The sequence below is a fragment of the Rivularia sp. UHCC 0363 genome (genome assembly GCF_034931125.1).
In the GTDB taxonomy this organism is placed as follows: Bacteria; Cyanobacteriota; Cyanobacteriia; order Cyanobacteriales; family Nostocaceae; genus Rivularia.
Genome location: NZ_JAYGHM010000029.1, coordinates 69,077 through 90,956, shown reverse-complemented (window position 1 = coordinate 90,956; position 21,880 = coordinate 69,077). Strand labels below are relative to the sequence as shown.

Genomic DNA, 21,880 nt, shown 5'->3' with positions numbered 1-21,880 from the left:
TAAAAGCATGTCCTTACGGACATGCATCTTGCTCGCTAGTCTTATACAAATTAAATACGTAACAACTTATCATCACCCATGATGATTAATGTAGTCATTTAAACGGTATATTATGTAACTAAAATATCTGCATTATTGGGGATCGCAAACATTTGCCAACCACTATTAAACAAAACTTATCTAAAAAATGATTATTCATATATACTTTGTGTAAAGTAATATTAAGAAATTCTTATTAAAGTTTGTTGCACAAGGTTGATTTAATTGTTAGAGTGTGATGCATGACGACGATGATATAAATTCGTGTCGGGGGGATATGCAACTTACTGACGATATCTGCAACTGAGGATTGTAAAAGAATATTGGTCGGGGAACCGTAACACAGAGAAATCTGACCATTATTGCAAATATTTTGATTAGGCTAGAAAAATAAACCATAAACAGCTTGTTCCTATTGCTGTGAATACATTTCTATTACTTATTGTCGATATCGATGTAGATTCCGGGTAAATATACCGGCAAAAAGCAATATTGCACTAATACTTGAAGTATGGAGGAAAAAAATGAATATCCAAGGCAAAACAGTACTAATTACCGGAGCTTCCCGTGGTATTGGACGTGCGATCGCGCTCTCATTAGCGCAACAAAAAGCAAAACGGTTGATATTGGTTGCTCGTTCGCGAGATAAGCTAGCCGAAGTTGCCAAACTTGTGGAAGCAATGAATGTAGAAGCGGTAATTATGCCGTTGGATTTGACAAAGCCAGTGTTTGTAAACGTTGCGGTTGCTCAACTTTGGCAAAGTTATGGTCCAATGGATATATTAGTTAACTGTGCTGGGGTAGCTCACCAAAACTCATTTTTGCAAACTAAATTACCTCAAGTGCAGGAAGAATTATCTTTGAATTTGCTGGGAACATACACCATGACTCACATGGTCGCACGACGGATGGTAAAGCAAAGACAAGGGACTATTGTTAACGTATCAAGTTTGATGGGTAAAATTGCAGCTCCAACAATGGCAACTTATTCCGCGACTAAGTTTGCAATCTTGGGATTTACCGAAGCTTTGCGTCGAGAACTCGCACCTTATAACATCAAAGTAGTTTCATTGTTACCAACTTTGACAGCTACCGACATGGTGCGAGACTTGCAACTATACCGTGGAGTGATCCCCATGACACCGGAAAAAGTAGCGCAAGCATTCGTCAAAGGATTGCAAAGAGACTCATCAGAAATTTTAGTTGGTTGGCAAAGTCATTTAGCAATATGGTGTCAACGTTTAGCACCTTGGTTGTTAGAGACGGTGTTAAAACTTGCATCACCTCAGACCAAAGCTCCGAAAATACAGCAGTATTATCAACGCTGGGTTAATAGTTGGTAGTTTGTGTAGAGACGTTGCATTGCAACGTCTCCCTGAATTTTTGGAAAAAAGTTATAAAGCTTACTCTCAACTTTAGAGTTTAAAATCCTCGTGGCTGCGTTATCAATAATTTACAATTTACTTTTGTTCTATAACGCTTTTGCGTATAAAAAGGGTAGCAATTCCACCTACTAAAAGAGCGACTCCCCACCATAGAGAATCACCAGGGAGAACTTTCAGCAAAAGCGTAGTCATTCCAGAACTTAACAGCGACCATCCTAATGTTGTTTGATAGCCCATTTTAATTAGTTCTCCTGCATTACTTATACTTACTCTTCTAAGATTAATTCTTTATCCAAGATGATTAATCTGCTAAAAGTATTAGAATATAACTGTTCTAAAGTAATAGTGTCAGGAATGGTCGCAATTGTCACAAGACCAAAATAAAGCCGAAGCATTTGTAGAAAGAATGCTTAGTATTTTAAATAATGGTGCGTTAAGCGAAGCTCACCGAAGGAATCGCCATCATGATTTCCATCGGACATCGGACTCAACTTTTTGATACTTAAGCTAAATTACCACCATCGACCAGTCAACAAATAATTTTTAATGCATTACGTCTCAACGGTATCTATTTAATGCAAGATATTCGGGCTTCTAGCGTAACTCCGCGTTTACCTTTGCTTTCCTCTGCGTTTAAAAATATTTTTTAAAACATCACAGGAGTTAAAGCAGATTAAGAATAATTCTCCACTTTCAAATACAGGTAAACTATCTAGTCTAATCAAACGGAGAATCGATCAAACATCTACCTCTAATTCAATTTCACAGCCCAATCTTTTAGGAAGAGAAATCTTATAAACATCACCTTGATTCATCTCTCCTGGTTCTTTCATTTGAGTTAAAGCTGTAACTACTTCATCTGAATTTGCTGTGAGAATAACCACAGGTCGATCGCAAGCTATAGGAAAATCATGCCAAGTACCAAGATACAATAAAAGTCCGTGTCCAGCAGGAAAACGTAGCGCTTTTACTTGCGACAAATCGGGTAAATCTTGATTGTTTTGATGATTTGGTGGTGATAATACCATAATAAATGGTGCTTGCCCCAAACCGATAAACATTTGTGTCATGTACATATGACGTTCTAACCAAGTTATTGTAGGATAACCTGGCATGATTTTTGCAGTTCTAAAAGTTGCATTTCCCCGATAGGAAAAGTCTATATTTTCACCTTCTAATACTCTTCCTTGATAAAAAGGTATTCCTAATCCTGGTTTACTGACATCATCACCTAACAAATGTCCGTAAGGTTTAATATTTTCCGCATCAGCATCGATTACAGGAATTGTTATTTTGGTTTGAGAAGCCATATGAATTTTAGATTTTGGATTACTCTACGAGAAGACGCTTGTGCGTCAATGGATTTTGGATTGAAATTGTTTTTAGTATTATCAGGTATGTGAGAATGATAAAATTGATAACTGTTAACTCTTAACTGCTCACTGCTGACTGATAACTGATTCGTATATCCCTTCTCCCGTTGTGATCCAGGTATCGGGTTGATTTTTTATATTCATTAAACATTCTTTTAAATATTTTAACCGCAATGGTTGACCGACTATAAAAGGATGTAAACCAATTGCCATTATTCGCGATCGCGATTCTCCTTCTTGCCACAATTGATAAAATTGGTCTTCTATAGCTTTCGCAAATTCTGCACCGGAAAAACGGTTGCTCAAACATAAAGTGATATCGTTGGCTTCTATAGTATAAGGTATAGCTAATAAACGACCATCTGGAAGTGGATACCAATACGGCTGGTCGTCATTTACCCAATCGGCAGTATAAACAATTCCCGCTGAATGTAATAATTCAAATGTTGATTCTGTAATCGAAAATCCCGGCGTTAACCAGCCTTTTGGTGTTTTACCAGTGGCTTGTTTGAGTAATGTTAAAGTTTTGTTTATAGTATCTATTTCTGCTTCTCTATCCATGCCACTATGACCAGTAGAGTTATTAATTCCATGTGCCATTATTTCCCAGTTATGAGAAACTATAGCTTCCATTATTTCTGGATATAGCGTATAAATTTCACCGTTTACTGCTGCGGTTACGGGAATTTCCAATTCTGCAAATAAATCAAATAAACGCCAAATACCAACTCTATTTCCATAATCTCTCCAACCATAGTTAGCTATCTCTGGATAACTATTTAAATGAGGTTGAATTGCCGTTCCTATTTTACCAAAGGTGAAATGTTCAACATTCATTACTACCCACACCGCGACTCTAGCATTATTAGGCAAATTTAAATTTGGACGTTGTGAAATTGGTTGAAAAGATGGAGGAAGCATAGGTTTTATATAAGTTAGGAGTTAGGAGTTAGGAGTTGATAATTTGTATTTTAAGCTGATGTACAGCTAAATTATATAATGTGTTAGCGTTCACGCAGTGCGGCGAGGGCGTGTCCGTAAGATATAAACGTGAAAATATTGTAGTGCGGTAGCGGAGCGTGTCCGTAAGGAGATGCGTCTCGCTCGCTAGTGTCATACAAATGATGTCAAAAAAAATTATATTCAGCAGTTTGCAAATAAATGAGGTACATTCCCCTACTTCCTGCTCCCTTATAACGATACTCAAATGAAATCGGCTATAAAAGTATGATTATTGATTAATATGGTTTTTCATTACTATTACTTTATTTTATTCCTTATTTGCTTTTCCAAGCTGTTAATTTAACATGAACTTGTAAGGTAAAGCCAAAAAAATTTGAGTAATTTTACATTTATTTACGGAAGTCGTTCTTTTCCCCTACTCTGTACTCCCTACTATACGACTATTTAATTACTATGAACTTATACGGAATATAAATTTAGTATTCATCCGTATCTCGATTTTTATTTTGGCATAATCTAATCGTAGGACTTATTATTTACGATTTATACTGATCGTTATTTTGTAATCAAATTAAATTTTCTAAGCATTATGTTTAAGATTTTTAATTTACAAAAACCAATATTTTATATTTTACAGAGTAAATTAAATCAATTATTTTTAAGTTCAATAAGTATTCTAATTAACCTAAATTTAATGTATCTTTTGATAAAATAGCTCTTAAGACAGAGTGTAAAATTAATACCAGATGTTTAGCATATAAACAAGATAAGGTATATGATTTTCGGTTCCCTAGATGAACGGCAACACAATTCCGGAAACTTTAACTGAGGATTTGATGTTAATTGCATAGGCTACGGATACGAAGAAACCCAATATCTTAAAGGAGGTTTTCGTATGGAAGGTGCTTTGTTGATTCTCTTAATATTTCTACTCATTACTTCTCCTAAAAGAGAAAAAAAGCCCGATGAACATTACGAAGTAAAAGTCTGGGACAAAAAGAAAAAAGATGAATAAGTAACGAGGAAAGAAACGGGGTAATTCTACTTAATTAAATATAGTTTAGACTTTGCAACTGCAAAGTCTCTACATCTTTGTATCTAATACTTTTAGTCTGCATCTAAAATACTCATATCTCTTATTAATAGGACTTACGCAACTGGCACAATTGTTATTGTAGGGTGTGTGACAATATCGTAAGTCCTGTATTTGTAATTGGCATTTGAGAATAACTTTTCATAGAATATTTTAATACAGTTGTATTAATGAAATAGTTCTTATAAGTCTTTAGAAAGTAATTTTGTAAATGATCCTGTATGTTTCATTCCAACGAAAGCAGGTAAATATATTATACTGAGTATTGATTTTTATGAAGCAGTATTTGCGACTTAGAAGAGTTCTGTTATCTTAAGCCTAAATGGTTAAATCATTTTCATGATTTCCATAGTTGAAATTAGGAACTTAAAATAGTTTTAACTTGAATCTCAAATGTTTAATATTGTAGTGCGTTAGCCGCACCTCCAGTGAACGCTTAGTGTGTTTCCGAAGGAGAAGGACAAACCGAAAAGATCGCTATTCGTTTCTAGGGAGCAAGACGCTCCTACTACCATATATTTTTCAAAAATTGCTTTGATAATTTACTTATCGAAGTATTTTTCTAAAAAACAGCACAAAAAAGTGATTAACTTTATTTCAAGGATGCTTTAATGCAATCTCAAAACGTACCAAATTACCTACCGCAAGCAATCTTAAGTACCATTTTCTGCTGTCTACCTTTTGGAATTGTAGCCATAGTCTACGCTGCACAAGTAAATTCAAAATTGGCAGCAGGAGATTATGAAGGTGCGCTTAGTTCATCGAAATCTGCAAAATTATGGACTTGGGTTTCCTTTGGTTCAGGACTGGCTTTTATAATACTGTATGTAATCCTAATAATTATAGGAGTTTCAACAAACCAATAATAAGTAAAATTTAGCTCTTAATAAAACGATCGCTTTCTTTAAACCAATAGAAACTCCCTATGAATATGAATTATATACCACAGTCTCGCCGCCAATCTTTACCTATCTCGGTAAAAACGTTTAAGGTTGCAATCTTAAGCAGCATCATTGTTTTAGCAGCAATTATTTTATATTATTTTAATCCTGCTGGTTCTCAACTATATCCTTCCAGCCCATTTAGAGCGCTTACAGGTTTATATTGTCCCGGTTGTGGTAGTTTACGAGCCATACACCAATTACTTCACGGGCATTTTTTAGCAGCTTTAGATTTGAATCCGTTGATGGTATTAGCTACACCATATTTAATTTATTCTTTTATTTCGTACACTTCACCAGTTATTTTGGGTCAAAAAATTCCTCAAGTTTATGTCAAACCTGCTTTGATTTGGTTGTTTTTAAAAGTTGTTTTCGCATACTGGGTTTTACGCAATATTCCCCTACCTCCTTTTAATTGGTTAGCACCTTAGAAAAGTTAAGACCACTGGAGTTATGAATATATCAGGAATGGCCGCAAGTGTCACAAAACTCGGATGGTGCGTGACTAAGCTGTTGACTTTAAGGGAAATTAACCATATTTTTTCACACATTTTCTGTGGTGTAGTTAACTAGTTACCAGTCTCCGGCTGGTAACTCCTGTATGTGATGTTCTGCATCAAGTATATTAAGAGGCAGAGCCTCCCACCAAGCGTTCCCAGTCGGAGCCTGGGAACAAGAAATATGTATGAAGTAGCATCACCTAAAAAGGTACAAAGTCAACAGCCTAGTGCGTGACACTCACCGTCTTATTACTAGGTTGATAATTAGTCTGTGTACTAGCAACGGCAATAAAGGGGGATATTATCTACGCCCCCTCAACCGCCTCCCCTACAAGAAAAATATGCCATCTGCGTAATTTTATGTATAGTTTATAGCTTTTAGTCGATGAGTTACTACTGATAAATCCTGATAGTTTTATCCTCACCCGCACTTGCGATCGTCTTTGCATCTGGACTTATAGCAATGGAAAATATTCTGCCATTATGACCACTAAGAGTTTTAATAAGTTCTCCAGTTCGTAAACTCCAAATTTTTATAGTGCGATCGTCACTACCGCTGATTAAAGTTTCTCCATTTGGAGAAATAGCAAGTGTTTGAATCATTCCATTGTGTCCTTCTAAACGCTGCTGAATTTGTCCAGTACGTAAATTCCACAAATTTATTACTGTACCAAAGCCACCACTAGCAAGTATTTGTAGAGAAGAACTTATGGCGATCGCCCGAACAAAGCCCGGACTTCCTGACAATTTTTGTAACAATCCGGTATCTAATTGCCAGATTTTGATAACTTTATCGCTACCACCGCTAGCAATAAACTTTCCATCGGGACTGATTTTCGCTGTATAAACAAAACCTGCATTTTCAGAAAGAGTTTTTATTAATTTACCGTCATCAAGTTGCCATATTTTAATAGTTTTATCTCGGCTACAGCTAACAAGTAAATTTTCTTCTTGATTGATACTTAATGAATTAATTAAATCGGAATGCGCTTTAATGACATTTTGTTTGCGTCCAGTTTCAAGATTCCAAATTTTAATAGTTTTATCGCTGCTACCGCTAGCTAAAGTTTTTCCATCGAGCGTTCTTGCTAGTACAATCCATTCTCCAGGTTCAGATAAATGACTTTGCAAACTTCTGTTTTGTAGATTCCAAATCCTGATAGTTTTATCGTTAGCACCACTAAAAAGAGTTTGAGAATCACTACTAAATATTATTGAACGTATAACGTTTTTATGACCGTTTAAAACGTAAGATAAAGATGCATTTTCCAGGCTGTGTGATTGAGGTGTAGGTTGCTGAGGAATAGAAGTTGGTTGTGCAGAAATAATCGTCGTAGGAACGCTAGATATGGTCGTCTTCTCTACTGAACCGTTAGATACAGCGCTGTTATTTAAAGCCTGCAAAACTTCTGATGCCGATTGATATCTATCATTAGCTAAATGTTTAAGTAACTTATCAAGAATTTTCCCTAAATTATCGCTAATTTTTATTTCTTTTTCCTGCAAATGTTCTCGCCATAACCAGGAGGCATTTCTAACATCATAAAGACTATCAAAAAGATTACCGTAAGTATCTTGTGAAGGCAAACAACCAGTCATCAACCGCGCACAAGTTGCACCCAAAGCATATAAATCGCTAGCTTCACAAGCATATCCCTGCATTTGTTCCAAAGGTGCATAACCAATAGTATAAATTCCCGTTCCCTGTCTTGCTAAACTAGTTTGCGTTATTTGTTTCGCACCACCAAAATCAATCAAAACTAGTTTTTTATCGGTATGACGGCGGATAATATTTTCTGGTTTGATATCGCGATGAATCACATTATGTTCGTGAACAAATTGCAATACTGGTAATAAATCTGCTAACAGTTCTCGAATTTCTGCTTCTGAAAATAAATGTCGCTGTAACTCTTCTAATAAAGTTTCCCCGGCAATAAATTCTTGTACTAAATATAAATTATTTCCCTGTTCAAAATAGGCAATCAAACGGGGAATTTGATTATGATTTTCTCCCAATTCAAATAAACGTTTAGCCTCTTCCCGAAACATTTCTGTTGCTTTACCAAAAGCAGCAGTACCTTGTAGTTGCGGTCGAAATTGCTTAATTACGCAAGTTGCATCCAATCTATCCGCATCTTTTGCTTCATAAGTCTTACCAAAACCACCTTCACCTAATTGTCTCTGGATAGTATATCGATTTTTAAAAACTCTATCCAAACTACTCGAACCACAAGTGACACAAAATTTATTACCATAAGAGTTAAAAGGATTTGAACAATTGGAATTTTGACAAATTTGCATATTAGTATTAGGGAATTGAAGCAACTGTCGAAAGCGAAGTGTTACTATTCCTCGTCCATCTTCTTAGATGGGCGGGGTAGTTCATAGTCTGTTATTGAGTTAGCACTTAGCCTTTTTAGATCCTATTTTTATAAGAATTATAATTTATAAACTGGATTTATGGTAGCAAGTTGATTAAGCTTTGATTGATTCGCGATGCTCAAATATTAGGTACATAGTTAGTAATTATTCTAATTTAACTGACTTACTTTAAGCTAAACAGAATACACTAAATGTTTATTTTTATTAAGCGGTATTTGCAGCTTTGAGTATTTTCTGTAACCGATTTTCCACTAAAATTAAGAGTTAAGAGTTATACCGTTTCGGTATAAAGATGCGCTTAATCCAGCCTACGCAGGTAGGCTTTGTAATATTAGCCTTCTAGGCTGCGGGTGTTTTGGCGCACCAACCTATTATAAAATATATTTTTTCAATGCCCAATCCCCAATTCCCCATGTCCAATTAAAATGCTTACGGAACAATTAATAGAAAACGAAACCCCTCATCAAAATTTAATCTCAGAAGCGCTTCAAGATAAATTGCGAGCAAAAGCTTTTGGTATTACACCCGAAAATACTACGGAAACCATACACAAACGCTGGGATTTACTCAAATCTATTTATCCCGCTTTTAAGCAATTATGTCAAAGCAATTTACAAATGCAACCAAACGCCATGTTACCAACATTGTGGGATTTGTGGCTACCTTTGGCAATGCAAATTGCATCCCAATATCAAGCAACTAAGCGTCCTTTTATTCAGGGAATTTTAGGAGGACAAGGAACCGGGAAAACTACAACTTGTAAAATTGTCAAATTGATTTTGTCACACTTAGAATACCGTGTTTTAAGTTTGTCTTTGGATGATTTATACAAAACTTATCAAGCACGTTTAATTTTACAACAACAAGACCCTCGTTTAATTTGGCGGGGACCACCGGGAACCCATGATATTGATTTGGGTTTAAATCTTTTAGATAATATTCTTCAGCGACAAACTACCGTAACAGTTCCTCGCTTCGATAAATCGCTACATTCTGGAAATGGCGATCGCACTTTACCCGAAACAGTATCCAATATTGATATCGTATTATTTGAAGGTTGGTTTGTAGGTACAAAGCCAATTAATTCAGCAGTATTTGCTACTCCGCCGCTACCGATTATTACGGCAGCAGACAAAGCATTTGCGAGCGATATCAACGATAAACTGCACGATTACTTACCTTTGTGGCAACGGTTAGATAGTTTAATTGTGCTATATCCTATAGATTACCGTCTTTCCTTAGAATGGCGCAAACAAGCCGAACATCAGATGAAAGCTAGCGGTAAACCTGGAATGACCGACTTACGAATTGAAGAATTTGTCAATTACTTTTGGAAAGCACTGCACCCGGAATTATTCATCAAGCCATTAATAGAATTAAAATCTCCATCAGTTGATTTAGTAATTGAAATTAATCGCGATCGCAGTTTTGGAAAAGTTTATCAACCGAATTAGAGAGTTAGGAATTACCCAATGCCCCATGCCCAATTACCTATTACTGAATCTCTTTAAGTAAATCATTAAAAGGTTGCCAATCGTCTTCTCGATCAATTGATTCCCAAACTGATTCAATTACAGGTCTTAAAATTACAGTTTGAGGATTATACTGCTTTAATGTTTTGGCAATATTTTCCATTTTATCAGTTGCCATAGTATTCAATATTCTGTGATAAATTCCCGCCCAATTAAAGAATAATTCCGATGAACCCAAAGATTGCTTGATCTCGGAACCTTCTAAAATATAACTGGCATCATCTTGCCATTTAGGAGAAAAAGTTGCAGCGATGTCGGCGTAAAAGTGATGGTAGCTGATAGGATAATGTTTGAGAAAATCAATTGTTGCTTTTAATAGTTCGTCAATGTCCGATTTTGGTAATTCTTGATCGAATCCTAATTTTTTCAACATTAATAAGCGGTAATTGCCTAAAAAATGTTTGCCAAATGTGATCAACCCAGCATCCATGTCAGACTTATCAATTACAGCCTTTAATGCTTCTTGGAGCATTTCCAAGTTCCACATACAAATATCTGGCTGGTGGATATAAGAATAACGACTATAATGGTCAAAATATGCGGCGGTAAAATGCGGGTCGTAACTAGGAATAAATGCATAAGGTCCGTAATCAAAACTTTCCCCAGTAATCGACATATTGTCGGTATTTAACACCGCATGACAGAAACCAGCAGCCATCCATTGTGCAGCTAATTTTGCAACTCTTTCGACTAATTCGGCATAAAATAAAGCATATTTTTCTGGTTCGTTAACCAAATGCGAATAATAATATTCGATTACATGATCTAAAAGTTTTTTCGTTAAATCTGGACGTTTTAAATAATTTAAACGTTCAAAAGTTCCGAAACGAATATGGGAACGGTTCATCCTGACCATTACACAGGAACGAGTCGGGGAAGGTTCATCACCGCGCCACAACTGCATCCCCGTTTCAATTAAACTCAGACAGCGGGAGGTGCGTACACCCATACGTTGCAGCATTTCCCCCGCTAATACTTCCCGCATTCCACCTTTGAGAGTAAGCATTCCATCCCCACCACGGGAATAAGGTGTTCTACCGGAACCCTTCGTACCAAAATCATAAAGTTCGCGATCGCAACCGCGCACTTGTCCATAAAGGAAACCTCTTCCATCCCCCAATCTTGGGTTATATTCACCAAATTGATAGCCGTGGTAACGCATTGCGAGTAGCGGTTTGCGTTGCTCAAATTTACCAAAGGCTTGAATAAAATCTTCGTCACTCACCTGCTGGGGGTTCAATCCTAGCAGCGGAAGCAGTGCATCATTACGAAAGCGCAGTTTATGAAGGGAGAATTCTTCTGTTATGACTTCATCAAAGTAGTCCGAACCTAAAGATTCAAATGCCGGTTCGTAATTGAGATTGAGTAGGGGATTGGTAGTTTCAGCCGTTTGCATTACCAGTATGGGTAAGTTTGCCATACTTTTAATAGTACATCTGAGAGGGGGGAGTGGGGGGATAAGAGTTAAGAGTTGAGAGTTAAGAGTTAGGAGTTAGGAGTTAGGAATTAATATAGGTTGGGTTAGGTGTACAAATAACTATGATTTTTTTCTTGTAGGGTGTGTGACTAAGGTGTTGATTTAACTAGTTCCCAGTCTCCGACTGGGAACTCCTGTGTGTGAGGCTCCGCCTCAAGTATATTAAGAGGCAGAGCCTAGGCTGTTGACTCTGTAGTTTTTTTGGGCTAAAAGTTCATACAGTTTTTGTGTTGGCTTTTGACGGTCGGCAGAGCCGACTGTCATGGGTTCCCAGCCTCCGGCTGGGAACCAGTTAAAAATTTATCCACAATGTTGATGTAAGATTACAACATGATTAGTATAAGTTAAAGAATTTAACCTATTAATTACCAACAATCGCATTCATTTTCTGACGCGAAGTTTTAACTATTGACTGAATGCGAGCTTTTTGCTTAGGTGTTAATTTCATCGATTGAAGTATTTTTTTTCTTCCTTGGGGCGTTTTTAAGGATTGCATAACTTGAGTGCGCTGCACTTTGGTTAATACATTACTAATTTGTGTAAATGCTTCGCTTTGAATCGCATCTACTTCTTTGCGCTGTTGCGGAGTGAGTTTTTTATAAATACGTGGTAATGCGTATCCTGTCGCTTGTATTGTCAGCGGAATCAAAATATATCTAGGTATTAATGCTTCGGCTTTTTTCGCAGAAACTCCAGTTAAGGATATGCTGATAATTGCAGCACTCAAAAAAACGGAAAAACGCTTTGTGGATTTACTAAACATTGAGAAAACCTCTTAAATAATTTTAGATTTTAGAACTGAATTTTGAATTTATAATTTTAGATTTGTCAGCATTTTCTAACTGAAATCTCAGATTTTTAAGCTTCCCATTGAGGATTAATCAAACTTGTCAAAATATGGTCTTGCCATTGACCGTTAATTAATAAATAGTCTCTAGCATAACCTTCAACCACAAATCCTAACCTCTTGAGCAAATTACCGCTACGTTGATTGTGAGGCATATAATTTGCCATGATTCGGTGCATTTTTAACTGTTCAAATACATAATCAATACTAGCTTGTAGGGCTTCTGTCATATAACCCTGACCTTGTGCTTTTTCTGCCAAACTGTAACCTACGGTACAAAATTGTGCAACACCCCGGATGAAATTGCGAAAATTAATAGTTCCAATTATTGTAGACTCACTTTGATTAAAAATCAGCAGTCTTAATGACTGTCCTTGCACAAATTCGGCGATCGCTATTTCGACTTCGTTCTCCCAATATTTTTCTGAAAAAAAAGATTCCGACCATACAGGATAGAAAGGAGTAAGATAAGTTTTATTCTCAGCGTAATATTTGATAATAGCTGGTACATCTTCCTGACTAGCCAATCGTAATAATAGGCGTTTAGTTACTATGTACGGATGCAATTCCATCACTTTATTCTCAGAACTTATGACTAAAGCAAAATAATTTTTATTAAAAACATACTTGAGATTGTGCCACTTCTTTCATACCTGCCGCAACCGGATCGAAGTTTTTATCAAATAAAGTGTAATTGTTATAACAAGAATTAGTTAGCTTAGCGTTGCTTAATTTAGCTTTACGTAAATCGGCACCACGCAAATCAGCTTTTTCTAAATTAACACCTTGCAGATTGTTGAACCGGAAATTTATTCCCTGTAGATTGACTCCGGCTAAATTTACACCCATCAATAACGATACTTGTTTTTGTGTCGATATTTTGAGCAATTGTGTATCTTCTAAAAACATGATGACAAAACGCTTACGTATAGGGTCAATTTCTTCTAAAGTCGCTTGAGTTATCGCTCGAAAAGTAGCCGCTTTTTTTCTAATTTCCTGGGGATTTTCTTTTAAAATTATTGCTGTCATCGTTTTCAGATAATCCGATAGCACCTCTTGACGATGAATATTGGTAGTTATAGCTACATTACTTTGTGCTGGATTTAACTGATATGCTGGTTTATCAAATCCATGCAGAAAAATACTAATTGTAAAAAATAAAAATACAACAGCAGATGTTACCAATAAAATCAAATAAATATAAGTTTTTTTAGCGATATCAGTCGAATTAAAGTTTGATTTGAGATTTTCTACCTTACGGAAAAAATAACCACCCAGTTGAGTAGATTTCGTTGTACTATAAACTTCATCTAATTTGATGATTTCCTGAGATTGTGAATTCATAAATTTGATAAAATACAAATAAATGTAGCCTAGTTTACTTTTATGTTTAGGCAAATGCTTACCCTACATAATGTACCAGAGGATTTTTAGAAAAAAAGTAGGATGAATTATTAATTATCAAAGTAAAGGAGGAAATGAGAGACAAGGAGATAAAGATAAAGATAAAGATAAAAATAATTATTAACTTCAAACACGGATTAAATGGATGACACTGATTCAGGAATGGCCGCAAATGTCACAAAACTCGGATGGTGCCGTACACTCACCGTCTTATTACTAGGTTGATAATTAGTCTGTGTACTAGCACCCTACAAAAAAAATATGCCAGCTGCGTAAGTCCTATGATTAATAAAGCTGGTGTTCCTAACTCTTAACTCTTTAAATCTAAAGTGCCTAATAATAATTGATAATTGTAAAAAGGATAATTTACTCTGTGGAAATACGCTACGATTGGCAGGAAACAGAAATACGTGCAATATATGATACTCCTTTGCTAGAGCTAATCTATCAAGCAGCTAGCATACATCGTCAGTATCATGATTCGAGAAAGATACAGGTTTGTAAATTGGTATCAATTAAAACCGGCGCTTGTCCAGAAGATTGTAGTTACTGCGCTCAATCTTCCCGTTACAAAACAGAAGTAAAGCCGGAATCTCTCTTAGATAAACAAACAGTAGTTGATATCGCAAAGCAAGCTAAACAAAGCGGTGTTAGTCGGGTTTGTATGGGGGCTGCTTGGCGCGAAGTACGAGATAATTCGCAATTCGAGCAAGTTTTAGAAATGGTAAAAGAAGTTACAGCATTAGATTTAGAAGTATGCTGCACTTTAGGAATGCTCAACGAGTCACAGGCAAAGCGTTTGGAGGATGCGGGACTTTACGCTTATAACCACAACCTCGATACTTCCCAAGATTATTACAGCACAATTATTACCACTCGAACCTATGGCGATCGCCTTAATACGATCGACAATGTTCGTAAAACAAACGTAACCGTATGTTCCGGCGGTATTCTTGGTCTAGGGGAAAGTGTTGGCGATCGAGTTTCCATGTTATGCACCTTATCGAACCTACAACCCCATCCAGAATCCGTACCCATCAACATCCTTTCTCAAGTTGAAGGTACACCATTAGAAAATCAGCCCGATGTCCCCATTTGGGAAGTAGTAAGGATGATCGCTACAGCCCGTATTGTAATGCCAAGTTCCGACGTTCGTTTAAGTGCGGGTAGATCGAGACTTTCTCAAATGGAACAAGCAATGTGCTTTATGGCAGGTGCTAACTCCATATTTTCCAGCGACGACGGAAAGATGTTAACCGTTACCACACCTTGTCCCGGATACGATGCTGATAAAGAAATGTTGAACCTGCTAGGCTTGGAAGCGCGAGAAAGCAATTCAAAGGTCAAAGGTCAAAGGTCAAAAGTCAAAGTTTAAAGGGATAGGGGGATGGGGGGACAATTACCAATTCCCTATTCCCCATGCCCATTTCCAAAATTAAAGTATCTTGGCTGCACGTAAACCGAAGAGTAAACCGGCAGCGATACCAGTAAACAGAACTAAGAAACCAATATACGAAACAATAGCTAGCATTTGTTTTTCTCCACAATCGTTCATTACATATATTGAAGCATTTGTTATGGGGCATTGGGAATGGGGCATTGGTAATTGGTAATCGTCCCCCCATCACCCCATCCCCCCATCACACCTTGTCCCCTATCCCTCAAATTACGATAGAATACAGCACAGGGGCTTGTATGGGGGTAAAGCTATGTCTTCTACTATTAATTTAAATCTGCCGTTGTCTGCTTATGAAATTGCCATATCGCCGTCTGGGTTGGATAAACTGGGCGATTATATGAATGCTTTGCAGTTGGGTCAGAAGGTGTTGTTGGTTTCTAACTCGACGGTTTTTGAACATTATGGGGAAAGGGCGTTAAGTTCGCTCAATGCTGCTGGTTTCGATGTATGTCGCTGTATTTTGCCCGATGGGGAACAGCATAAAAATTTGGATTCTATACAAAAAATATACGATACGGCTCTGGAAAACCGCATAGAACGTTCTTCTACGATGGTAGCTTTGGGTGGTGGTGTAATTGGCGATATGACGGGTTTTGCTGCGGCTACTTGGCTGCGAGGAATTAAGTTTGTACAGGTACCGACTTCGCTTTTAGCAATGGTGGATGCTTCTATCGGTGGTAAAACTGGTGTTAATCATCCTCAAGGAAAAAACTTGATTGGTGCTTTTCATCAACCGCGTTTGGTATTAATCGACCCGGAAGTGCTAAAAACTTTACCAGAAAGAGAATTACGTGCTGGAATGGCAGAAGTAATTAAGTATGGCGTGATTTGGGATGCCGATTTATTTGCAGAGATGGAAAAGTGCAAAAATCTCGACCAAATGCAATATTTGATGGCTCCTTTCTCCGATCAAGAATCATTAGTTGATTACATATTAACGCGCTCTTGTCAAGCAAAAGCTGATGTAGTTAGTAAAGATGAGAAAGAAGCGGGATTGCGGGCGACTTTGAACTACGGACATACTATTGCTCATGCAGTCGAAAGTTTGACGGGTTACAGCGTAGTTAATCATGGTGAAGCCGTGGCGATCGGCATGGTTGCAGCGGGAGAAATTGCCGCAAAATTAGGAATGTGGCAAGTGGAAGAAGTGCAAAGACAAAACGCTTTGATTGAAAAAGCGGGTTTACCGATAAAATTACCAGCAGGGTTAGACATTGCAGAGATAATTGAATCGTTGCAATTGGATAAGAAAGTCAAAGCGGGTAAAGTCAGGTTTATATTACCAACCCAGATTGGTGCAGTGACAATTTCCGATCAAGTTCCCTCAGAGGTGATTCGTGAGGTGTTGCAAAATATGTGAATTGGTAATTGGTAATTGGGTATGGGGAGATAAGTACGTACTAACGCCTGCATTATTTATATAATTACTCGTGAGTTATATAAACCTTCCCCCCAACCCTATTCCCTCCCCAGACGAAATGTTTAATTTATTTTGCACGAGTACTTAAGTTGGGAGTTAGGAGTTTTTATTGCCCTAAACCTTTGACCTTTAGCCTTTAAATGGAAGGTAAATAAATGAACCGATATTGCAGCAATTCTAAATTTAAGAATTTTTAAATACATCTATAAATAATATCAAAAAAATCAATATAATTTCATCCTTCACTCTTCCAAAATCAAATTTATCCTTTTAGACTGATAAATACACAACCTTTCCTACCCCATTAGGGAGAGAACTTTTTTTATTAAAAGGAATAAATTAACTTAAGGGAAGCCATTAATAAAGAAGGTACAGAATGCCAGAAAATGCTGGATTAGGCGAGCAAGCTCTCAATAAAGCCGCAGAAGTAGGAATGTCTAGTCAGCTAGATGAAGTAGAAGATTTACATATTGATATCAAAACTAATCCGCTCCAAGCGATTCAGGGAGAAGTAGAATCCGTTGATATTGATGGTGATGGTTTGGTAATGCAAAAAGACCTCCGCATGGAGGAATTAGATATACATATTGATAACCTCGCGATCAATCCCATGAGTGCAGCGTTTGGCAAAATTGAACTTACCAAACCAGCTAAAGGTAGTACGCGAGTTGTTTTACTTGAAGAAGATATTAACCGCGCTTTTAATTCTGAATACGTCCAGCAACAGTTACAAAGTCAAAAAATCAATATTAACGGAAAACCTACAAGTATTGTCCCCCAAAAGGTAGATTTTCGCTTACCTGGTGATGGTAAAGTCCAATTAAATGCCACTGTATTATTAAAGGAAACAGGCGAAACCAATCAAGTTGCATTTTCCGCAGTTCCCCGTGTTAGTGCTGGTGGAAAAACTGTTACTTTGGAAAACGTTGAGTATGGTGATAATCAAGAAAATTCATCTGAATTGACAGAAGCATTAATAAATCAAACTAGCGAATTATTGAATTTAAGCAACTTTGATTTAGAAGGAATGGATTTAACAGTAAAAAGTCTACAAGTAGAAGCAGGGAAACTGATAATGTCGGCTCAAGTTCACGTAGAACAAATTCCTACCGGGTAATCAATTACCAAATTATACCTTTAACCTTTAACCTTTAACCTTTAATTAATCATGACAGAAACTCAAGACAGAAGAACATCTCCATACCCTAATATTCCTAACGTTTTAGAAACAGACGATAGAGAATTTCGAGATGCTGGTGTACCTAGTACTGTAGCTGTTTTAGGACATCCAATTCACCCGATTCTCGTGCAATTTCCAATTGCTTTTTTAGTTGGTGCGTTTTTATCAGATGGTATCTTTTGGTTCACTAACGATGTCTTTTGGGCAAGAGCATCTTTCTATTTAATCATAGGTGGTTTTGCAGCCGGTATTTTAGCTGCTATAACTGGAATGCTAGACTTTTTTAGAATCGGAAGAACCCGTTTACGCACCGCTGGTTGGGCGCATATGGCTCTGAATATAGCAGCTCTATCACTAACTTTAATTAACTTAGTCCTGCGGTTGGGTTCTACTGTAGGAGCCGTATTACCTTGGGGATTAGGAATTTCGACTGTCGTAGCTACACTTCTCGGTGTTTCCGGTTGGTATGGTGGGGAATTAGTTTATCGACATAAAATTTCTGTGATTGGTAACGGTAATCCAGGAGAACTTTAAATCAGTTAATATTTAACAGTGGTTAATAAGTTATAAATTGCTTAGGTGCGTTATTGAGAATGGCGCACTTTTTGCATACTTATTTTGCTTAGTTATTATATTATTAAAAATATTACTAAATAAACCGTATTTTACAATTCCCAATCCCCAATCTTTAATTTATGCAACAAAGAGTTAAAGTTAAACCGAATTCTAAACAACAAAAAATTATTGAAGAAGAGGACGGTAGTCTTACTATACATTTAAAATCGCCGCCCGTTGATGGTAAGGCGAATCAAGAGTTAATTAAAGTTTTGTCAAAAAAGTTTGACATCCCAAAATCTTATATACGTATTAAATCTGGTGCTTCCTCACGGCAAAAATTGATTGAAGTTGATATGGATGAATGATTGATGTATCGCAAGAGTGGATTTGGCAAATTTGGCATACAACTTTTAAAAATCTTCTTTAAGTGAGAGAGACTTTTAACGCTCCCGATATTTGAATTATGTAATATTATTAGCAGCTTTATAGTCAATAGATGTAAAATTGCAACCAAAAGCAAGCAGGAAATCTAAGTTGTGCGTTTTATTTCTGCCTTACTGCTATTGGGTCAAATTTGGTTGCGTTTATTACAGGGAAAAACCTGTTACCGCAATGTTTTAGAACATATGGTTAAAGTCGGACCCGGTTCGATTTCTCCCGTGCTACTGGTAAGTTTTTTTGCAGGGATGATTTTTACGATTCAAACTGCAAGGGAACTAGTCCGGTTTGGAGCAGTTGATGCTGTTGGTGGTGCTTTTGCTTTGGCTTTCTGTCGAGAATTAGCCCCAATCTTAACGGCTAGTATAATTGCAGGACAGGTAGGTTCGGCTTTTGCTGCGGAAATCGGTGCAATGATTGTCACCGAACAAGTTGATGCGCTTTATATGTTGAGAACTAATCCGATTGATTACCTGGTTCTTCCTAGAGTGATGGCTTGCTGTTTGATATTACCGATATTAACTCTTTTTTCTTTAGTGATAGGAATTATCGGCGGAATTTTTGCCGCAGCACAGTTTTATCAAGTAGTTCCAGAAATATTTTTAGAGTCGGTGAGAAATTTTTTAGAACCATCAGATCTATATATTATTTTACTCAAAGGTTTTATCTTTGGAATCTTAGTTGCTTTTATCGGTTGCAGTCACGGTTTAGCAACTTGCGGGGGTGCAAAAGAAGTGGGAGAATCTTCAACTAAAGCTGTTGTCAGCAGTTGGGTGGCAATTTTTATTATGGATTTTTTCCTTTCTCTACTATTTTTTGAAAAGCCGATATAAACAATATTTAACAATATTTATTGTGAATAAATGTATCGTTTGTTAAGAAAAATACGGTAACACGTTGTAGTGATACATCATAGATTTAAACTTTTACTACTGTATAAGTCCTATCTATTTACACTCATTAATATTACAGAAGTTGACAACTTTTTAAGGGGAAATATTATGCGATCGCCAACTCCAAAACAACGCCGACAAGAGTTAATCGAGCAATATGTCTTTTCGCGCCGTACCATGATGGGGCTAATGGCTCTAGCTTGTACTCCTGGTTTGGAAACTTTGCTAGATAAAGAAACCGAACCCTCAAGACCTCAACCGCCAGATAATCCTACCATCCCAACCTTACCTCAAAAGGATTCAAGAGCAACTCAACAACAACGCCAAATGCAGCTGCAACAGACTCGTGAAGAATATCAGCTAGGGTTGCGATTACCAAATTCACCCCGCGTGGAGACTTTACCAGAGCGAGAAGCATTCTCTGAAGGATATAACAATAATCGAGTAATTTTATCGGAAAAAATAGGAGCTAATCAACAAGCATTTCTGGATAATCCGAAACCGTTTCAAAGCTTGGATGACTATGCTGCGTTGTTTCCCGTGCTACCGCTACCCGATATTGCTCAAGATTTCCGCAGCGATGATGTATTTGCACAACAGCGGCTTTCTGGTCCCAATTCGATGGAACTAAGGAATGTTTTAACCCTTGATTACAACCTTCGCGACAAACTTGCAATAACGGATGAGATTTTTCAAGCCGTGCTGAGTAAGACGAAGGGTAGGAAACGCATTCATCAAACTCTAGACAGAGCTATCCGAGAAGGTGGTTTGTTTGTTACCGATTATGAGGTACTCGATAGCGTTCAGCCTCAAGAAAACAAATATCTGAGCGCTCCAATTGCACTCTATTTTGCCCAAAGAACTCGCGGCGATTTTCAGTTAATCCCCATTGCTATCCAGTTGGGACAGGTACCGGGAGAAAGTTTGCTTTGTACACCTTTAGATGGTGTTGACTGGACATTAGCTAAGTTAATTGCCCAAATGGCTGATTTTTATGTCAATCAGTTGTATCGTCATTTGGGACAGACTCATTTAGTGATGGAACCGATCGCACTAGCAACATCACGCTCACTTAGCGATCGCCATCCCGTGAATGTATTCTTAAAGCCTCATTTCGAGTTTACGATGGCAGTCAATAGCCTTGCTGATGAAGGGCTAATTAATCCGGGTGGAGCGATAGATGTTATCTTAGCGGGTACTTTAGAAAGCTCGCTGCAACTGACAAATACAGCAGTATCTGACTTTTTTAATAATTTCAGCGACTTTGCACTTCCTACCTATTTACGTCAGCGCGGTGTCGATAATTCTTATATATTGGGAGATTTTCCCTATAGAGATGACGGGTTGCTGGTTTGGAATACCTTGGAAGACTATGTGAGTAGATATATCGGGATTTATTACAAATCCGACCGAGATATCCGCGAAGATTTTGAGTTACAAAATTGGTTGCAGGCTTTACGTAAACCAGTTAGTGATGGTGGATTTGGTGTTGTTTCTCTACCAGCTAGCCTAACAAATCGCGACCAATTGATTGACATTTTGACAATAATTATGTTTACCGCAGGTCCCCAACATTCAGCCATTGCTTGGATTCAATATCAATATATGGCTTTTATTCCTAATATGCCCGGAGCGCTTTATCAGCCCGTTCCTACAAGCAAAGGAAAATTCCCCGACGAAAACAGTTTAACTAGTTTCCTACCATCCGTACAACCCAGCCTTACTCAAATTCAAGTTATGTCTATAGTGGGTACTAAACGCGACCCCAAGGCATTTACTGATTTTGGTACAAATAGTTTTCAAGACCCGCAAGCTATCAGAGTTCTTATCAGTTTGCAAAATCGCTTAGAAGTAGTCGAAAAACGAATTGAGCAACGAAATAAACGTCGCAAAGAATGTTACTCCGCTTTTCTTCCCTCTCGAATGTCTAATGGTGTAAGTGGATAAGAAAGAGTTTGGAGTTAGGAATTAAAGGTTAAAGGTCAAAGGTCAAAAA

Annotated in this window: 20 protein-coding genes; 11 read left to right on the top strand and 9 right to left on the bottom strand. The window is 37.2% G+C overall.

All coding sequences use genetic code 11. The annotated features are described in order from the left end of the window. Nucleotides 1-563 precede the first annotated feature (563 nt). On the top strand, nucleotides 564-1,382 hold the full coding sequence (locus tag VB797_RS17670; RefSeq protein WP_323239030.1) for an SDR family oxidoreductase: 819 nt from the start codon (nucleotides 564-566) through the stop codon (nucleotides 1,380-1,382). A 117-nt stretch (nucleotides 1,383-1,499) separates the two neighbouring features. On the opposite strand, the gene VB797_RS17665 is transcribed toward VB797_RS17670, so the two are convergent. The 3 genes from VB797_RS17665 to VB797_RS17650 all read right to left on the bottom strand — a co-directional run bounded on the left by VB797_RS17665 (nucleotide 1,500) and on the right by VB797_RS17650 (nucleotide 3,718). Beyond that, nucleotides 1,500-1,661 (bottom strand): hypothetical protein, encoded by a 162-nt coding sequence (locus tag VB797_RS17665; protein ID WP_323239029.1) that lies wholly within the window; start codon nucleotides 1,659-1,661, stop codon nucleotides 1,500-1,502. Nucleotides 1,662-2,161: 500 nt separating this feature from the next. After that, nucleotides 2,162-2,734, bottom strand: a complete 573-nt coding sequence (locus VB797_RS17655) for an ureidoglycolate lyase (protein WP_323239027.1) — start codon at nucleotides 2,732-2,734, stop codon at nucleotides 2,162-2,164. 129 nt (nucleotides 2,735-2,863) lie between these two features. Beyond that, on the bottom strand, nucleotides 2,864-3,718 hold the full coding sequence (locus tag VB797_RS17650) for a polysaccharide deacetylase family protein (RefSeq protein WP_323239026.1): 855 nt from the start codon (nucleotides 3,716-3,718) through the stop codon (nucleotides 2,864-2,866). A 1,746-nt stretch (nucleotides 3,719-5,464) separates the two neighbouring features. Here VB797_RS17650 and VB797_RS17645 point away from each other — a divergent pair. Then, nucleotides 5,465-5,719, top strand: coding sequence for a CD225/dispanin family protein (locus VB797_RS17645; protein ID WP_323239025.1), 255 nt, complete (start codon nucleotides 5,465-5,467; stop codon nucleotides 5,717-5,719). Between the two features lie 59 nt (nucleotides 5,720-5,778). Next, nucleotides 5,779-6,225, top strand: a complete 447-nt coding sequence (locus VB797_RS17640; protein ID WP_323239024.1) for a DUF2752 domain-containing protein — start codon at nucleotides 5,779-5,781, stop codon at nucleotides 6,223-6,225. Nucleotides 6,226-6,687: 462 nt separating this feature from the next. Here VB797_RS17640 and VB797_RS17635 read toward each other — a convergent pair whose 3' ends face one another. Continuing rightward, a complete protein-coding gene (locus tag VB797_RS17635) occupies nucleotides 6,688-8,595 on the bottom strand; it encodes a serine/threonine-protein kinase (protein WP_323239023.1) in 1,908 nt (635 codons plus the stop codon). Nucleotides 8,596-9,101: 506 nt separating this feature from the next. Here VB797_RS17635 and VB797_RS17630 point away from each other — a divergent pair. Next, entirely contained in the window at nucleotides 9,102-10,130 is a 1,029-nt protein-coding gene (locus tag VB797_RS17630; protein WP_323239022.1) for a glycerate kinase, read from the top strand. A 40-nt stretch (nucleotides 10,131-10,170) separates the two neighbouring features. Here VB797_RS17630 and VB797_RS17625 read toward each other — a convergent pair whose 3' ends face one another. The 4 genes from VB797_RS17625 to VB797_RS17610 all read right to left on the bottom strand — a co-directional run bounded on the left by VB797_RS17625 (nucleotide 10,171) and on the right by VB797_RS17610 (nucleotide 13,876). Then, complete coding sequence (locus VB797_RS17625; RefSeq protein ID WP_323239021.1) at nucleotides 10,171-11,628, bottom strand: protein adenylyltransferase SelO; 1,458 nt, start codon at nucleotides 11,626-11,628, stop codon at nucleotides 10,171-10,173. A gap of 418 nt (nucleotides 11,629-12,046) precedes the next feature. Further along, complete coding sequence (locus VB797_RS17620) at nucleotides 12,047-12,448, bottom strand: hypothetical protein (RefSeq protein ID WP_323239020.1); 402 nt, start codon at nucleotides 12,446-12,448, stop codon at nucleotides 12,047-12,049. 95 nt (nucleotides 12,449-12,543) lie between these two features. Then, nucleotides 12,544-13,104: a ribosomal protein S5-alanine N-acetyltransferase gene (gene rimJ / locus VB797_RS17615; protein WP_323239019.1), complete on the bottom strand. Its 561-nt coding sequence runs from the start codon at nucleotides 13,102-13,104 to the stop codon at nucleotides 12,544-12,546. A 43-nt stretch (nucleotides 13,105-13,147) separates the two neighbouring features. Further along, the gene (locus tag VB797_RS17610) at nucleotides 13,148-13,876 is read right to left on the bottom strand and encodes a pentapeptide repeat-containing protein (protein ID WP_323239018.1); all 729 of its coding nucleotides are present in this window, start codon (nucleotides 13,874-13,876) and stop codon (nucleotides 13,148-13,150) included. Between the two features lie 433 nt (nucleotides 13,877-14,309). Here VB797_RS17610 and bioB point away from each other — a divergent pair, with 433 nt between their 5' ends. Further along, the gene (bioB, locus tag VB797_RS17605; RefSeq protein WP_323239017.1) at nucleotides 14,310-15,311 is read left to right on the top strand and encodes a biotin synthase BioB; all 1,002 of its coding nucleotides are present in this window, start codon (nucleotides 14,310-14,312) and stop codon (nucleotides 15,309-15,311) included. Between the two features lie 60 nt (nucleotides 15,312-15,371). Here bioB and petL read toward each other — a convergent pair whose 3' ends face one another. Further along, nucleotides 15,372-15,467: a cytochrome b6-f complex subunit PetL gene (gene petL / locus VB797_RS17600; RefSeq protein WP_323239036.1), complete on the bottom strand. Its 96-nt coding sequence runs from the start codon at nucleotides 15,465-15,467 to the stop codon at nucleotides 15,372-15,374. A gap of 178 nt (nucleotides 15,468-15,645) precedes the next feature. Between petL and aroB the strand changes: the two genes are divergently transcribed. From aroB to VB797_RS17570, 6 genes are all read left to right on the top strand, one after another. Beyond that, nucleotides 15,646-16,755, top strand: coding sequence for a 3-dehydroquinate synthase (gene aroB, locus VB797_RS17595; protein ID WP_323239016.1), 1,110 nt, complete (start codon nucleotides 15,646-15,648; stop codon nucleotides 16,753-16,755). 436 nt (nucleotides 16,756-17,191) lie between these two features. Continuing rightward, nucleotides 17,192-17,932, top strand: coding sequence for a DUF2993 domain-containing protein (locus VB797_RS17590; RefSeq protein WP_323239015.1), 741 nt, complete (start codon nucleotides 17,192-17,194; stop codon nucleotides 17,930-17,932). Nucleotides 17,933-17,983: 51 nt separating this feature from the next. Further along, on the top strand, nucleotides 17,984-18,529 hold the full coding sequence (locus VB797_RS17585) for a DUF2231 domain-containing protein (RefSeq protein ID WP_323239014.1): 546 nt from the start codon (nucleotides 17,984-17,986) through the stop codon (nucleotides 18,527-18,529). Between the two features lie 161 nt (nucleotides 18,530-18,690). Next, entirely contained in the window at nucleotides 18,691-18,918 is a 228-nt protein-coding gene (locus tag VB797_RS17580) for a DUF167 domain-containing protein (RefSeq protein ID WP_323239013.1), read from the top strand. Nucleotides 18,919-19,089: 171 nt separating this feature from the next. Next, nucleotides 19,090-19,824 carry an MlaE family lipid ABC transporter permease subunit gene (locus VB797_RS17575; RefSeq protein ID WP_323239012.1) on the top strand — a complete coding sequence of 245 codons (735 nt, stop codon included), beginning with the start codon at nucleotides 19,090-19,092 and terminating at the stop codon, nucleotides 19,822-19,824. A gap of 168 nt (nucleotides 19,825-19,992) precedes the next feature. Next, on the top strand, nucleotides 19,993-21,831 hold the full coding sequence (locus VB797_RS17570) for a lipoxygenase family protein (protein WP_323239011.1): 1,839 nt from the start codon (nucleotides 19,993-19,995) through the stop codon (nucleotides 21,829-21,831). Nucleotides 21,832-21,880: the final 49 nt, after the last annotated feature.

Coding starts and splice junctions, on each gene's coding strand:
- VB797_RS17670 (WP_323239030.1), top strand. CDS start 564: ATGAATATCCAAGGCAAAACAGTACTAATTACCGGAGCTTCCCGTGGT.
- VB797_RS17665 (WP_323239029.1), bottom strand. CDS start 1,661: ATGGGCTATCAAACAACATTAGGATGGTCGCTGTTAAGTTCTGGAATG.
- VB797_RS17655 (WP_323239027.1), bottom strand. CDS start 2,734: ATGGCTTCTCAAACCAAAATAACAATTCCTGTAATCGATGCTGATGCG.
- VB797_RS17650 (WP_323239026.1), bottom strand. CDS start 3,718: ATGCTTCCTCCATCTTTTCAACCAATTTCACAACGTCCAAATTTAAAT.
- VB797_RS17645 (WP_323239025.1), top strand. CDS start 5,465: ATGCAATCTCAAAACGTACCAAATTACCTACCGCAAGCAATCTTAAGT.
- VB797_RS17640 (WP_323239024.1), top strand. CDS start 5,779: ATGAATATGAATTATATACCACAGTCTCGCCGCCAATCTTTACCTATC.
- VB797_RS17635 (WP_323239023.1), bottom strand. CDS start 8,595: ATGCAAATTTGTCAAAATTCCAATTGTTCAAATCCTTTTAACTCTTAT.
- VB797_RS17630 (WP_323239022.1), top strand. CDS start 9,102: ATGCTTACGGAACAATTAATAGAAAACGAAACCCCTCATCAAAATTTA.
- VB797_RS17625 (WP_323239021.1), bottom strand. CDS start 11,628: ATGGCAAACTTACCCATACTGGTAATGCAAACGGCTGAAACTACCAAT.
- VB797_RS17620 (WP_323239020.1), bottom strand. CDS start 12,448: ATGTTTAGTAAATCCACAAAGCGTTTTTCCGTTTTTTTGAGTGCTGCA.
- rimJ (WP_323239019.1), bottom strand. CDS start 13,104: ATGGAATTGCATCCGTACATAGTAACTAAACGCCTATTATTACGATTG.
- VB797_RS17610 (WP_323239018.1), bottom strand. CDS start 13,876: ATGAATTCACAATCTCAGGAAATCATCAAATTAGATGAAGTTTATAGT.
- petL (WP_323239036.1), bottom strand. CDS start 15,467: ATGCTAGCTATTGTTTCGTATATTGGTTTCTTAGTTCTGTTTACTGGT.
- aroB (WP_323239016.1), top strand. CDS start 15,646: ATGTCTTCTACTATTAATTTAAATCTGCCGTTGTCTGCTTATGAAATT.
- VB797_RS17590 (WP_323239015.1), top strand. CDS start 17,192: ATGCCAGAAAATGCTGGATTAGGCGAGCAAGCTCTCAATAAAGCCGCA.
- VB797_RS17585 (WP_323239014.1), top strand. CDS start 17,984: ATGACAGAAACTCAAGACAGAAGAACATCTCCATACCCTAATATTCCT.
- VB797_RS17580 (WP_323239013.1), top strand. CDS start 18,691: ATGCAACAAAGAGTTAAAGTTAAACCGAATTCTAAACAACAAAAAATT.
- VB797_RS17570 (WP_323239011.1), top strand. CDS start 19,993: ATGCGATCGCCAACTCCAAAACAACGCCGACAAGAGTTAATCGAGCAA.